Genomic DNA, 14,163 nt, shown 5'->3' with positions numbered 1-14,163 from the left:
CTACGTATGAGCTATACCGACCAGTTCTTGAATACTGGAAAAGCCCTGCTCCTGCATATACTTTTCCATACCCTCAAGCAATTCAAGAGCCAGACAGGGATTGACAAAGTTGCCGGTGCCAATGGAGACCGCTGCAGCTCCGGCCATGAAGAATTCCAGAGCATCTATATGATTCACTATGCCTCCACCGCCAAGTATAGGAAGGTCAACCTCCCGGTATACTTGATATATCATTTTTAAGGCAACCGGTTTAATCGCCGGTCCCGACAATCCTCCAAAAACATTGCCCAAAACCGGCTTTCTCCTGTTTATGTCAATAGCCATTCCCCCCAGGGTGTTAATCATGGACAAGGCATCGGCCCCGCCCTCGGCAGCGGCCAGGGCAATAGCTGCAATATCGGTGACATTGGGGGAAAGCTTGGGTATTACCGGAAGGGAAGTTTCTTTTTTCACTGCTGCTACCACCTGTCGTACTGTTTCAGGATCAGTACCAAATTGAATGCCCCCCTGCTTTACATTGGGGCAGGAAATATTAAGCTCAATTCCTGCTATACCCTCCTGTCCTTGCAAGAGGGAAGCCATCAAAGCATATTCTTCAATGCTGTTTCCGGCTATATTGGAAATAACAGTAACTTGTCGCTCCCGCAGCCGGGGCAGGTATTCCCGCAAGAAAACCTCAATACCTGGATTCTCCAGTCCGATGGCGTTGAGCATACCGGCCGGGGTCTCGTAAATCCTGGGGCCCGGATTCCCGGGGCGAGGATGAAGAGTTGTACCTTTGACTATTACCGCGCCAATTTTCTCAGGTTCAATAAAGTCAGCGTACTCCAAACCATAACCAAAGGTTCCCGACGCAACTGCTACCGGATTTTTCAGCTTTATTCCTCCCAGATTTACCGTTAAATCCAAGGCATTACCTCCCTTTTCCTTATCATATAGCTATGGTGTCACTGAAAAAAGTTTTTATTATTGCATAAGAGTTGTTGCGCCTGGTTCGGAACGACACGGGGGTCGTTCCCTACATACCCTGCGGTCGCTATTAAGGGTGCTGAGCGGTATATTTATGCACCCTGATGCATATTTATAACTATTTGCAGTGAAATCAATTACAAACTTAACCGAAAATTAACCGGAAGAAAATAATCCTTTAATAAGATTAGGGTATACTTTTATTGTTGGCAAAAACTTAATAGCAGTATCAAAATTATTAATGACCAGCAGAAAGGTCATTAATTTTTTTGCTTATTTCCTACTCCAACTCCAGCTCGTCCAGACGGAAAACTGGCCCATCCTTGCATATCTTAACATAGAACTCGTTATCCGGCCTGGCTTTTCGGGCACAGCCCAAACAGGCTCCTACACCACAGGCCATATATTCTTCCAAAGAGACTTCCCCTGCTATATGATTTATCCCTGCCCATTCCTGCCAGAGCTTCATCATTGATTCCGGTCCACAGCTATAGATAAATTCAATACGCTCATTACTTAATATTTCGGAGAAAAGCGGCGGAATCAATGGGCCTTTTAACCCACGGCTGCCATCTATTGTTGCTATCTGCACCTGGCTTCCGATAGCTTCTAATCGCTCCAGGGCGAGCAGCTCTTTCTCATTTCCCACCCCGTATAGAACCAGCAGTTCATTACCCCCCCGCCTTAGTTCACGAGCCAGGTAGAGCAGTGGAGCCATACCAACTCCCCCGCCCACCAAGAGGCATTTTTTTGCTGACTCCGGCAAGGAGAAACCACGGCCCAATGGACCCATGATGTCAAGGTTTTCTCCAGGCAGCATGTCCGCTAATAATGCCGTACCCTTGCCCACTACCTTGTATAGAAGACTAATTTTCGCTGCTTTCTTATCCACATCATATAGACTCAGCGGCCTGCGGAGCAGGGGATCAAGTCCGGGATTGCTGCGGATGTGGAGAAATTGTCCCGGCTTACACTGTTTGGCTGTTTTCGGAGCCTCGATCTCCATTATATAAAGATTGTGGTATTGTTTAGAATTGCTAATTATTCGCGCTTTCTCCAAAGAAGGCATAGCTGTCCCTCCAAGTAAGTATTAGTACTTTGAAAGATTTCCACTCTTTTCCGCTTCCCGCCTGTTATAAGTATCTACAGCAAAAACCCCTTTTGATGCAGAAGGGTTGCATAAATATACAAAGCGAGCGTTGGCGAAGCATGGATGCTTCACCCTTCACCCTTCGGGTACGCCTGGTGTTCCACCCTGAGGGTGTCACTAATAAGGTTGCCTCCCATGGACGGGAGATTGGCGCGGTACCCCTTGAGCCGCGAGACAAGCCGCAGGTGTTGCCCATGCGAAGACTGCGAGCGGTATATTTATACAAACCAATGAATATAATGACTTTTGGCAAAAGAATCAAAATGATAATCGCTTATGATTGCACTCCGGTCATTTTGACATATTCCTGCAGAGACATGATCTCCATAGCAGCGGTCTTTTCACCCTCAGTAATTACCGCTTTGACCACTTTCAAGGTATCCAGGGAGGTTAGGCACGGAACATTCAACTCTACCGCCGCCCGTCGAATCTGAAAACCATCGGTAAAAGGCATACGACCATGGGTAAGGGTATTTACTACAAAGTCTACCTTACCTTGTCGAATTAAGTCTACAATATTTGGTGAGCCTTCTTTAATCTTCTTAACGGTTTCCACCGCAATACCATTATTTCTAAGGGCCATGGCCGTACCTTCTGTAGCTACCAGCTTAAAGCCCAGCTGGCTCAATTCATGCAGGATAGGAATAGCTTCATCTTTATCTTTATCAGCTATCGTAGCAACTATGGTGCCTTTATGGGAGATTTCCACACCGGCTTCCAGAAGCCCTTTATAGATAGCGGTTTTTAAGGAGCGGTCTATTCCTAAAACTTCACCGGTAGACTTCATTTCCGGCCCCAGGGTGATATCCACTTGTTCCAGCTTGCTAAAGGAAAATACCGGAACCTTGATGGCATAAAAATCAGGTTCCGGCTGCAAACCGCCCTTATAAGCAAGTTCCTCCAGACTCTTGCCTAACATAATCTCGGTTCCCAGCTTTACCAGGGGAATCCCGGTTACTTTGCTGATGAACGGCACGGTTCGGCTGGAACGGGGATTTACCTCCAAAACATAGAGTTCATCTTCAAACTCCACAAATTGAATGTTTATTAAGCCTTTGACCTCCAGTTCCCGGGCTAATCTAAGCGTGTAATCTACCACCTTGTCCCTAATCGCCGGGCTCAAGTCATGGGCGGGAAAAACCGCCATACTATCCCCGGAATGAACCCCGGCACGCTCAATGTGTTGCATGATCCCTGGGATAAGAACCTGTTTACCATCACAAACGGCATCCACTTCAATTTCTTTGCCCAGCAGGTATTTATCTACCAGTACCGGGTGTTCCCGGTTGACATTTACTGCCGTTTGCATGTATTGCCTGAGTTCATCGACATTATAAACTATTTCCATAGCCCTCCCCCCCAGTACATAAGAAGGCCGTAAGAGAACCGGATAGCCTATCTTTTCCGCTGCTTTGACCGCTTCTTCCACAGAAAACACGGTTTTCCCCGGGGGGCGGGGGATGCCCAGTTTCTCCACCATCAAATCAAAGCGCTCGCGGTCTTCCGCCCGGTCAATATTGTCGTTGGAAGTACCCAGGATCTTTACTCCTGCCCGGCTTAAAGCAGCGGCCAGGTTAATGGCGGTTTGCCCGCCAAACTGGATGATGACCCCTTCGGGTTGTTCTTCGTCGATGATGTTCATAACATCCTCATAAACCAGGGGCTCGAAATACAGGCGGTCAGAGGTATCAAAATCGGTGCTGACGGTTTCCGGGTTATTGTTTACAATGATGGCCTTTATACCTGCATCCCGCAAAGCCCAAACACAGTGCACCGAGCAATAATCAAATTCCACTCCCTGTCCGATCCTGATTGGACCCGCCCCTATAACCAGAATTTTACGCGTGTTCGGATCATGCCAGGCCTCATTCTCCTCTTCATAACAGGAATAAAAATAAGGGGTGTCAGCATCAAACTCAGCCGCACAGGTATCCACCAGTTTATAAGTTGGAAGAATCCCCGCTTTTTTTCTTAGTTTTCGCATCTCTTCTTCCGTTTGTCCCTTGATTGCAGCTATTTCAAAATCGGAAAAGCCAATCTTCTTGGCCTCTCGCAATAATTCATAATCCAGTTCTTTCTCTTCCAGTACCCGGGCAAAATCTATAATGTTTTTCATTTTTTTCAGGAAATATTTATCTATCCTGGTAATCTCCCAGATTTCGTCCAGGGAAAATCCCCGGCTCAAGGCTTCAGCAATAATAAAGGTCCTTTCATCATCCGCATGTTCCAAACGCTGGCGCAGCTCTTCGTCTTTCATTTCTTGCAGTACCGGCAGTCGCAGGCCGTTCAGGCCTATTTCCAAGGAGCGAATGGATTTTAGGAAAGCCGCTTCATAGCTGCGGTCGATGGCCATAACCTCGCCGGTAGCCTTCATCTGAGTCCCCAGTTTGCGGTCACCGAAAACAAACTTGTCAAAGGGCCAGCGGGGTACCTTAAGAACCACATAATCTATAGCCGGTTCGAAACAGGCGGTGGTCTTACCGGTTACTGCGTTGGGTATTTCATCCAACATATAACCAATAGCCAATTTGGTGGTAACCCTGGCAATAGGGTATCCGGTTGCCTTGGAGGCCAGGGCGCTGGAACGACTTACCCTGGGGTTAACCTCAATAACATAATATTTTTTGCTGAAAGGATCCAGAGCGTATTGAACATTGCAACCCCCGACTATTTTCAAGTGGCGGATAATTTTTAGAGAAGAAGCCCGCAGCATTTGGTATTCTTCATCACTCAGGGTCTGAGCTGGTGCTACCACTATGCTGTCCCCGGTGTGTATGCCAACGGGGTCAACATTTTCCATGCTGCAAATAGTTATACAGTTGTCATTGGCATCCCGCATTACTTCAAATTCAATTTCTTTAAAGCCGGCTACACTTCTTTCAATCAAGGCTTGATTTATGGGGCTGTTTTTCAAGCCTTTAACCACTATCTGCTGTAGCTCTTCATTATCATAGGCCGTGCCTCCCCCGGTTCCTCCCAGGGTATATGCCGGGCGTACAATAACCGGGTAACCAATCTTCTCGGCGAAACGAATGGCCTCTTCCACTGAATGTACTATGTCGCTTTCGGGGATAGGTTCGCCGATTTCTTGCATAGTTTCTTTGAACTTTTCCCTATCTTCAGCCCGGGCAATGGCATCCAACGGCATACCCAGCAAAGGAACTCCCGTTTTCTCCAATATTCCCGCCCTATCAAGAGCCAAAGCCATATTTAAACCTACCTGTCCGCCCAGATTGGCAATTATGCCATCCGGTTTTTCCCGGGCAATAATCTTATTGACCGTTTCCACCGTTATGGGCTCGAAGTAAACATGATCGGCAATATTGGCATCAGTCATTATCGTAGCGGGATTGCTGTTTAATAGCACTACTTCGATGCCTTCCTCTTTTAATGCCCGGCAGGCCTGGGTGCCAGCATAGTCAAATTCGGCTGCCTGCCCTATGATAATAGGCCCTGATCCAATTACCAGTACTTTGTGCAAATCTTCCTTAATCGGCATACAATCTCCTCCATGGGGACATTCCTGCGCAGCAGGTGTGTCCCCTTTCCTTAATGACATTCCTGCGCAGCAGGTGTGTCCCCTTTCCTTAATGACATTCTTTCCTTATTAGCCTATTTGTCTGATAAAATCATCATAGAAAAAACCAGTCTCACTGAATCCCGGGTAACCTTCCGGATCAAATTGCAGTGAAAACACCGGCATTTCCTGATGTCTGATTCCCTCAATACTACCGTCATTCAAACTCCTCATAGTTACTTCGATTCCGGTACCGCTAAGCGAAGATTCCTCCAGGCTGAAACCATGATTCTGCGTGGTGATATATACCCGGTTGTTTTCCAGGTTCTTAACCGGGTGATTGCTTCCCCGGTGACCATAAGGCAGGCGCAGTATACTGGCCCCCATGGCGAGGGCTAGAATCTGATGACCCAGACCCACTCCCAAAAGAGCTACCTTTCCCAAGAGCTCACGACAGGTATCAATCGCATAGCCAATAGCTCCGGGATCTCCCGGCCCATCGGAAACCAGTATTCCATCAGGATGAAGCCTTAATATCTCCCGAGCTCCGGTATTAGCGGGAACAGCAATCACTTCACAATCCCGGCGTACCAGAGAATCAATTACCCCCTTTTTGGTTCCCAAATCCAGTAAAACTATTTTTTTAGTACCATTGCCAAATTTCATAATATTTTTACGACTGACAAAGCGAACCAAGTCACCCTGCAATTCTTCCGCAGCCAGTCTCGCTTTTTCCATCATCCATTCCTTATCATCGAGATTATCGATAATTAGGCCGCCCATGCTTCCCTCATGACGAATAACCCGGGTCAAGGCCCGGGTGTCCACCCCGGTAAGCACGGGAATTTCACTCTTATTAAGAAAGGAAATAAGATCAGTTTCCATCTCATAATGACTGGGGAAATCGGTAGCTTCCCTTAAAACCAGCCCTTTAACCATGGCTGCCCGGGAAGCGAAGCTTTTTTCATTAAAACCTACATTTCCTACCAGCGGGTAGGTCATAACCACTATCTGTCCATAGTATGAAGGATCAGTAATAATGTCCTGGTAGCTTATCATAGCCGTGCTGAACACCACTTCCCCTCCAGCCATGCGACAATCATTCAATAGTTTGCCCCGAAAATACCGGCCATTCTCTAGAACCAGATATCCATTCACCCGGTAATCACTCCCTTAGTCAAGTCATTAGAATTGTTTCTTCAGTAATATTTCACCATTCTGCGCTATCAGCACCCCGTTAACCAGAGTCATACAGGGCCAGCCTTGGAGTTCCATACCCTTAAAAGGTGTATTCTTGCCTTTGGATTTGAAAGTCCGGGGATCCACGGTTTTGAGCATTTCCGGGTCTATAATCGTTATGTCTGCCGGCTTCCCTTCTCCCAAAGTGCCTTTATCAAGTCCCATCACCCTGGCCGGCCCGGTAGTAAACAACTTGACCATATCCTTAATATCCAAAAGTCCAGGCCTCACCAGCTTATCCATTATTACTGCTATCGCCGTTTCCAATCCGGATATTCCGCAGGCAGCCAACTCGTATTCACAGTCCTTGGCTTCAAAATGGTGAGGAGCATGATCGGTGGCAATACAATCCACGGTGCCATCAAGCAAGGCCTCCCGCAAAGCCAGCAGGTGTTCCTCGGAGCGTAAGGGGGGATTTACTTTGGTATCGGCATCATAGCCGTCTATTATTTCATCACTCAGGGTCAAATGGTGGGGAGTCACTTCACAACTTACCTTCAATCCCTCAGCTTTGGCCTGGCGAATCAGGGCCATGGAACCTGCCGTGGAAGCATGGCAAATATGCAAATGCCCGCCAGTCAACCGGGCTAAAATAATATCACGAGCTACCATTACCTCTTCAGCTGCAGCTGGTATCCCTCTTAACCCATAAATGGTGGAGTAGTAGCCCTCATGCATCAATCCCCCGTTTACCAGGTTAAGATCCTCGCAATGCGATAATACCGGCAGGCCGAACATTTTGGCGTAATCCAGAGCATTACGCATAATATTGGCCTTCATGACGGGCTTGCCATCATCGGATATGGCCACACATCCGGCCGTTACCAACTCGGCAATTTCGCTTAATTCCACACCAGACTGCTTTTTACTAATGCTTCCCACCGGCAAAACATTGACTATGCCGACCTTTCGAGCTTTTTCCTTGACAAAACCTACCACCGCTTCATTATCTATCACCGGCTCAGTATTGGGCATACAGCAAACCGTAGTAAAACCCCCACAAGCCGCTGCTCTGCTACCGGAAGCTATATCTTCCTTGTATTCAAAACCGGGTTCCCGAAGGTGAACATGAATGTCGATAAAACCCGGGCAGACTATTTTCCCGCTGGCATCGATTATTTCACAGCCGCTATCATCCAGCTGATCACCCCGACTCCGGACTTTACCGTCTTCCACCAATAGATCCTGAACAGCATCAATGCGTTTGAAGGGGTCGATTAGCCTTCCCCCTTTAATAAGTAATCTCATCTCGCCCACCTCCCATCATCAGGAACAAAAGAGCCATCCTGATCGCCACCCCGTTAGTTACCTGCTCGTTGATCAGGGCCTGGGTACTGTCGGCCAGTTCGCTGGATATTTCCACTCCACGGTTTATGGGACCGGGATGAAGAACCAGAACATCATCCTTGGCCCGGGCCAGGGTCTGGGGACTTAGCATATAGAGTTGGGCATATTCATCCAGCGAAGGAAAAAGACCGCTCGCTTGTCTCTCTCGTTGAATACGCAAAATATTTATTACATCAACCCCATCGATGGCTTCGTCCAGGCTGTAATAGCTCTTGACCCCCAATTTTTCCACACCAGGGGGCATTAATGTAGCCGGGCCTACCACCCGGATATCACAGCCGAATTTACTCAGACCGTAAATATTGGAACGAGCTACCCGGCTATGCAGAATATCCCCTACTATAGCTACTTTCAAGCCTTCCAGAGTTCCTTTCTTTTCTTTGATGGTATACATATCCAACAAAGCCTGGGTGGGGTGTTCGTTGGCTCCATCCCCAGCGTTAATAACCCTCATCCGGGTATTGCGGGCGACATAATGGGGGGTACCGCTCATGGCATGCCTCATTACTATTAAATCAAAACCCATTACCTCAATAGTCTTGATGGTGTCTCTCAGGCTCTCGCCCTTTTGCACGCTGCTGGTGGATACCGACAGGTTAACCGTATCTGCGCTCAAATATTTGCCGGCCAATTCAAAAGAGGTGCGGGTTCGGGTGCTGTTCTCATAAAACACCGTTACCATAGCTTTGCCTCTTAAAGTAGGCACCTTCTTAATATCCCGGCCAATAACATCTTTCATGGGTATGGCCGTATTCAAAATCAGTTCCGTTTCCTCCCGGCTCAAATCTCGCAGTCCCAACAAGTCTTTTCTATCCAGCTTCAAACTAAAGCCCCCTCTCAATGAAGTAAGACTTGCTTCAGGTGGAGTTTTAACTCCATCTGAAGCTTAGTCGCACTTATCCAGAGACTTAGTCGCTCTTACTCCCGCCTATAGAGGCGGGAGTCTTAGAGCGAGTTAGTCATCGGATAAACCTGATACTAATATTCCCCTTTATGAAGCTGTCATTAGTTCACTCCCAAGTTAAAAAAGCTTTCCTTGCCGGGCAGCAAGGAAAGCTTTCAGTCGATACTCTGGAACCTTTCCCTTGCCGGCCTCTCGGGACCAGTTTAAAGGGTAAATCCTACGAGTCTATTATTTCTTGTATCACCGCTCCATCTTTTCCATCCAGTTCTTTTACATATACTTCGATGTTCTCTTGTCGCGAAGTGGGTACATTTTTACCTATAAAATCTGCTTTTATGGGCAACTCCCGGTGCCCTCGATCTATCAATACCGCAAGCTGAATACATTCCGGCCGCCCCAGGTCAATCAAAGCATCCAATGCGGCCCGTATAGTTCTGCCGGTATATAGAACATCATCCACCAAAACCAGCCTTTTGCCGTTGATATCAAAATTTACTTCCGTTCGGTGAACCTGAGGTTGTTGGGCCAGGGTGGTAAGGTCGTCCCGGTAGAGGGTGATATCCAGAATCCCTACCGGTATCTTGATTCCTTCAATATCTTCTATGCGCAGGGCCAGGCGCTGGGCCAGAGGCCCTCCTCTCCGGCGAATGCCGATTATTGCTACATTCTTCACGCCTTTATTTCTCTCAATGATCTCGTGGGCAATACGGGTAAGGGCTCTCTTCATACCCATCTCATCCATGATGGCATGCTTTTCTCTTAAGACCAATAATAACGCCTCCTTACCTCGTTAAAACAAAAACCTGCCAAGCATAAGGCCAGGCAGGTGCTGCTCTTCATCATTCCTTGCTAGCCTCACGGGGCCAACTTAAAGGTCCTAACTGATTCTACTAAAACTATGGAATATTTGTCAACGTTTGTTTCTCAAATCAGAAAGTATACATTCAAAATAAGGGGGCACTTCGCTCCTAAATTCACGGTACTCTCCACTGCTCGGATGTTTAAAACCCAACAAATGGGCGTGTAAGGCCTGGGTATCAAGCCCTAACTGCTTTTTTCCCGAACCATAAAGAGGATCCCCTACTACCGGATGCTTGATATAGGCAAAATGAACCCTTATTTGATGGGTACGCCCGGTTAAGAGCTTTACTTTTAATAGAGTATAGTTGCCCAATCTGTCCAATACCTGATAATGGCTAACGGCTGCACGCCCCCCGGCGATAACTGCCATCTTTTTTCGATCCAGTTTGCTCCTCCCTATGGGAGCTTCAATACTACCCAGATTTTCCTTTATTATTCCATGAACCAGGGTAATATACTCCCGGTTTATACTGTGATCCTTGATTTGCGCCGCCAGTTGGCGGTGGGCCATATCGTTTTTCGCTACCACCATAACCCCGGAGGTATCCTTATCCAGGCGGTGTACGATTCCGGGCCGCAATTCTCCATTTATACCGGAAAGGTCTTTTAAATGAAAAAGCAGGGCATTTACCAGAGTGTTTTCCCAGTTGCCATGGGCCGGGTGTACCACCATTCCTTTGGGCTTATCAATTACCGCAATATCTTTATCCTGGTATATAAAAGACAGAGGTATGTCCTGAGCTTTAAGTTTAAGCTCCCGTACAGCGGGTATCTCCACTATTATCTCTTCCCCGGCTTTAAGCCGGTAACTGGGCTTCTGCTGTTTGCCATCAACCCTAATTTCTCCATTTTCAATCAGGGTTTTAACCAGCGAGCGGGAAAGTTCATCCAATTGTTCTGCGACAAAGGCATCCAGTCTCTCGCCTTCCATTTCTTCGTCCACCAGCAGGATCTCAGTTCTAGGCATTTCTTTCCTCTCTTTTTCCATCAAGCAAAATCAATATTAGCAGTAATACTCCCCCACAGACTATAGCGCTGTCGGCCAGGTTGAAAACCGGCCACCAACCCAGGTCAATAAAATCAATTACAAAACCATAGAAATAGCGGTCAATAAGATTTCCCAGGGCACCACCAGCGATAAGACCGGTAGACAGTGCTTCAAGCGGTGAAGCCTTACCGCGCCAGTTATAAACCACTAAAGCCGTTATAACCAGGAGCGCAGAAATAAAAAACAGCCATGACTTCCCTGGCATCAGGCCAAAAGCTGCTCCTCTATTCTGTACATAGGTTAAATAAATGCCCCCTTCAACAATTATCCGGCTTTCCCCCGGCAAAAACGACGCCAGAACCCAGGCTTTGCTTATTCTATCCAGTATTACGACCAGCAAAAAACTACTCCAAAATCGCAAAATAAACCTCCAGTTTTAGCATTGGCAATAGCGGTAAAGTACCATCAGTGTAAGCAATTGATATAATATAATCAAGCTCTTCTCCCTAAAAAATTCAGGGGATTAATCCCCTGAATATAGCATCAACTTAAAGATGCAAAGTATGGTTTCCTATTCTTTTTTGGGCAATTCGGGCTGGTAAAGAAATAAAGGACAGCATATTTGAGCATTGCTTAGTGTGATCAGTGCAAAGAAGGCGGCTAATGAAGTACACATCAAAGAACTAATTTTGCTAAACATTTTGACCCTCCTTCCGTATAAATATTTTTTCTATATATGCAAAAACCTGATCCAAAGTGGAAACAGATCTTTGTCCCCAAGCGGTTAACGTAAAAGATTGCCATAATACCCCTATCAGTATAGCGTATGCCATATTAAAGTCATGCAAAATATTTGCAGCCAATAAAGCCATTAAAAAAAGACCAAGAAGAACCAAAGCAGTCCTGTGTTTTAGGCTTTCTTTTTTCTCCTGGTCAACTATGGGGTTTTTCGGATCATCAACCGGTACCAGAAAAATTATTGCTCCAATTGAAACAAGCAATGCCATAGAAAATATCCAAATAAAACTGCTCAAAACAATAAAATTAAGCAAATAAGCTAAAAAAAGAAATACTGCTAAGCTGGTAATAGTACAACGATAATATTTTTCGCAATGAATCCCGCCTGAATAACGTCTATACACTGCTGCTGAAAAAAACAAAAATACGGTTTCTTTAAATAATCCCAGTAAAAAAGCAATAGAAAGTATAAGGGCTATTTGAACCGCAGTTCCCAGGAATACTTCAGTTCCATAGCGGATTTCCTCTTGATTAAAAGGATGCTCAGATTTGCTAACCAGCCATTTCGCGATACTTTCGGCTAGAGAGTGCATGAACTCCCCCCTTATTTATTGGGCCCTTAGGAAGGTAAATACCAAAGACAACCATATCTCCCCGATTCTCTACTCGTACCTGACCATTTCTTTGCTCCACCAGTTCTTTTACAATATACAGCCCCAAACCGGAATGTTTACCTGTTTTGGTAGAAAAGCCCTTTTGAAATACCCTTTCTTTGATTTCATCATCTATCTTACCGTAATTAGCCACCTCCACCACCTGCTTGTCCTCATCCTCAAAAATCCTTACCTGCACCAATCTTTTATTCTCTTCCAGACTTGCCACCGCGTCAAAGGCATTGTTGATTAAATTCCCCACTACCCGGTTCAGTTCGTAGGTAGAAATATGTTTTTGATCCATAAGGGCTTCGACACTGACATCAAATTTGATGCCATCAGCCAGGGCTATCCCGGATTTGATATACAAGAGAGCGGACAGGCCCGGTTCACCAGTAACAACAAATCTATCGGAGGAAATACTTTTTCCCATCAATTCTTCCAGGTATTTTTGAGCTTCCTTCAAATCCCCCAATTGCATCAATCCATAAAGAACCTGCCAATCATTTGCCAAATCATGTTTCTGGGCTCTTAGCGCCGTGTACAACTCCTCGATTGAATCTAAATACGATGACTGGATTATAAATTGGCTTTCCTTGTCGGTTAATTCAATAAATTGTATTATTAGTAAGATAATAATGATAAAAAGTAATACCACAGCAACATTGGTAATATAACCTATTGTTGCACTGGACAGTGTCTTGAATACATAGTTTGGTTGAACATTAAATATCGTTGCGTTACAAACAATCTGCACTATAATAAGGGATAACAGGGAAAATACCAATCCCAGTACTATATTAAACCTTTTGCCATTTAAGTGAAGGGAATCGCTCACTTTCATAACCCTGAAATCAAAAATATGTAGATTAAACTTCAAACATACGAAAATGATGATACTTGATAGAACAATTTGTGGCAGAGGCATAAAAACCGCCAGTTGAGGCTGCAATACTATGTCGTCAAAGTTAATATTCATAAAATTAAGTATCAAGGGAGAAAATACTGATTCAGCCAGCACCAGGATAAGAGTGCCAATAACAGTTACCAAAACAGACCTGAACAGGGATAGCCTCCAAATAGGCATAATTATTACGGCCAAAAACAGTGTAAGTATAGTAAAGGGAACCCCAAAAGGCAGATCCAAACTTCTTACCAACGCTAGCGCTACCATATAACATAAACCGGTCAACACTATCTTTTTCGGCTGGGGAAAAATATTTACCAGCACCAGGCCTAAACTAGCCGACAAAGCACCGGAAACGAACCCAAACCCCAATTGCAGACATAGCGGAAATGGAAGCATCAAATCCACCTCATTTTTCTCATTATAAATCTTCTAAAACACTTATTGTTTTTCCTGCAACTAGTATGGGTTATTTTCCCTGATTTTTCAACCGATTACTCCATTTATCATTCTGCTTCTTGTATTTTTTTGGGTAGCTCCCGAATTTTCAATTATATTGTAGAATATATAATACCCACAGAATAACATCTGTACTGCCCGAAGCTTGTAATATACAACAAATATATTTATAACTATTAAGAGCTTTATTCTAGCTCGTAATACTAGTAATATTTTCTTGAAAAAGTCATGCAGGTACTGCGCTAACTCTAGTAAAAGCAGTACCTGCATGACTACTTGCTGGTAAAACAATTGTCAGCATATTCTTGCTATAAAGCACCATATCAGAATAGATTCATTTTGTAAAAATTGTATAGGTAAGGGATGATTTGAATTAAACCCTCGCTCCCTACCCCCTGCTCCTCACTTTTTACACATTAACAGAATACCCT

The 14,163-nt window shown here is 45.4% G+C and carries 12 protein-coding genes; all 12 read right to left on the bottom strand.

Annotated features, from left to right (window positions below; genetic code table 11):
- The 12 genes from AWB54_RS04315 to AWB54_RS04265 all read right to left on the bottom strand — a co-directional run bounded on the left by AWB54_RS04315 (nucleotide 1) and on the right by AWB54_RS04265 (nucleotide 13,672).
- Nucleotides 1-909, bottom strand: coding sequence for a dihydroorotate dehydrogenase (locus AWB54_RS04315; protein ID WP_061213377.1), 909 nt, complete (start codon nucleotides 907-909; stop codon nucleotides 1-3).
- A gap of 340 nt (nucleotides 910-1,249) precedes the next feature.
- Nucleotides 1,250-2,038 carry a dihydroorotate dehydrogenase electron transfer subunit gene (locus tag AWB54_RS04310; protein ID WP_061213376.1) on the bottom strand — a complete coding sequence of 263 codons (789 nt, stop codon included), beginning with the start codon at nucleotides 2,036-2,038 and terminating at the stop codon, nucleotides 1,250-1,252.
- A gap of 355 nt (nucleotides 2,039-2,393) precedes the next feature.
- On the bottom strand, nucleotides 2,394-5,618 hold the full coding sequence (gene carB / locus AWB54_RS04305) for a carbamoyl-phosphate synthase large subunit (protein ID WP_061213375.1): 3,225 nt from the start codon (nucleotides 5,616-5,618) through the stop codon (nucleotides 2,394-2,396).
- A 108-nt stretch (nucleotides 5,619-5,726) separates the two neighbouring features.
- Entirely contained in the window at nucleotides 5,727-6,794 is a 1,068-nt protein-coding gene (locus tag AWB54_RS04300; RefSeq protein WP_061213374.1) for a carbamoyl phosphate synthase small subunit, read from the bottom strand.
- Between the two features lie 27 nt (nucleotides 6,795-6,821).
- Nucleotides 6,822-8,123: a dihydroorotase gene (locus tag AWB54_RS04295; RefSeq protein WP_061213373.1), complete on the bottom strand. Its 1,302-nt coding sequence runs from the start codon at nucleotides 8,121-8,123 to the stop codon at nucleotides 6,822-6,824.
- Nucleotides 8,107-9,045, bottom strand: a complete 939-nt coding sequence (locus AWB54_RS04290; RefSeq protein ID WP_061213372.1) for an aspartate carbamoyltransferase catalytic subunit — start codon at nucleotides 9,043-9,045, stop codon at nucleotides 8,107-8,109. The genes AWB54_RS04295 and AWB54_RS04290 overlap by 17 nt, the downstream gene beginning before the upstream one ends.
- Nucleotides 9,046-9,343: 298 nt before the next feature.
- A complete protein-coding gene (pyrR, locus tag AWB54_RS04285; RefSeq protein ID WP_153014653.1) occupies nucleotides 9,344-9,895 on the bottom strand; it encodes a bifunctional pyr operon transcriptional regulator/uracil phosphoribosyltransferase PyrR in 552 nt (183 codons plus the stop codon).
- Nucleotides 9,896-10,036: 141 nt separating this feature from the next.
- Nucleotides 10,037-10,954, bottom strand: a complete 918-nt coding sequence (locus AWB54_RS04280) for an RluA family pseudouridine synthase (RefSeq protein ID WP_061213417.1) — start codon at nucleotides 10,952-10,954, stop codon at nucleotides 10,037-10,039.
- Nucleotides 10,947-11,396, bottom strand: a complete 450-nt coding sequence (lspA, locus tag AWB54_RS04275; protein ID WP_061213371.1) for a signal peptidase II — start codon at nucleotides 11,394-11,396, stop codon at nucleotides 10,947-10,949. Before lspA ends, AWB54_RS04280 begins: the two co-directional genes overlap by 8 nt.
- A gap of 150 nt (nucleotides 11,397-11,546) precedes the next feature.
- Nucleotides 11,547-11,651, bottom strand: coding sequence for a cyclic lactone autoinducer peptide (locus AWB54_RS16645; RefSeq protein WP_368664461.1), 105 nt, complete (start codon nucleotides 11,649-11,651; stop codon nucleotides 11,547-11,549).
- 16 nt (nucleotides 11,652-11,667) lie between these two features.
- Entirely contained in the window at nucleotides 11,668-12,306 is a 639-nt protein-coding gene (locus tag AWB54_RS04270) for an accessory gene regulator ArgB-like protein (RefSeq protein ID WP_061213370.1), read from the bottom strand.
- The gene (locus tag AWB54_RS04265) at nucleotides 12,266-13,672 is read right to left on the bottom strand and encodes a sensor histidine kinase (protein WP_061213369.1); all 1,407 of its coding nucleotides are present in this window, start codon (nucleotides 13,670-13,672) and stop codon (nucleotides 12,266-12,268) included. The genes AWB54_RS04270 and AWB54_RS04265 overlap by 41 nt, the downstream gene beginning before the upstream one ends.
- Nucleotides 13,673-14,163: the final 491 nt, after the last annotated feature.

The sequence above is a fragment of the Syntrophomonas wolfei subsp. methylbutyratica genome (genome assembly GCF_001570625.1).
GTDB classification, from domain to species: domain Bacteria; phylum Bacillota; class Syntrophomonadia; order Syntrophomonadales; family Syntrophomonadaceae; genus Syntrophomonas; species Syntrophomonas methylbutyratica.
This window is presented reverse-complemented; position numbering and strand designations above follow the sequence as displayed.

Bases quoted from the DNA above. Each gene is read 5' to 3' on its own strand.
- AWB54_RS04310 (WP_061213376.1), bottom strand. From the start codon at position 2,038: ATGCCTTCTTTGGAGAAAGCGCGAATAATTAGCAATTCTAAACAATAC.
- carB (WP_061213375.1), bottom strand. From the start codon at position 5,618: ATGCCGATTAAGGAAGATTTGCACAAAGTACTGGTAATTGGATCAGGG.
- AWB54_RS04295 (WP_061213373.1), bottom strand. From the start codon at position 8,123: ATGAGATTACTTATTAAAGGGGGAAGGCTAATCGACCCCTTCAAACGC.
- AWB54_RS04280 (WP_061213417.1), bottom strand. From the start codon at position 10,954: ATGCCTAGAACTGAGATCCTGCTGGTGGACGAAGAAATGGAAGGCGAG.
- AWB54_RS16645 (WP_368664461.1), bottom strand. From the start codon at position 11,651: ATGTGTACTTCATTAGCCGCCTTCTTTGCACTGATCACACTAAGCAAT.
- AWB54_RS04270 (WP_061213370.1), bottom strand. From the start codon at position 12,306: ATGCACTCTCTAGCCGAAAGTATCGCGAAATGGCTGGTTAGCAAATCT.
- AWB54_RS04265 (WP_061213369.1), bottom strand. From the start codon at position 13,672: ATGCTTCCATTTCCGCTATGTCTGCAATTGGGGTTTGGGTTCGTTTCC.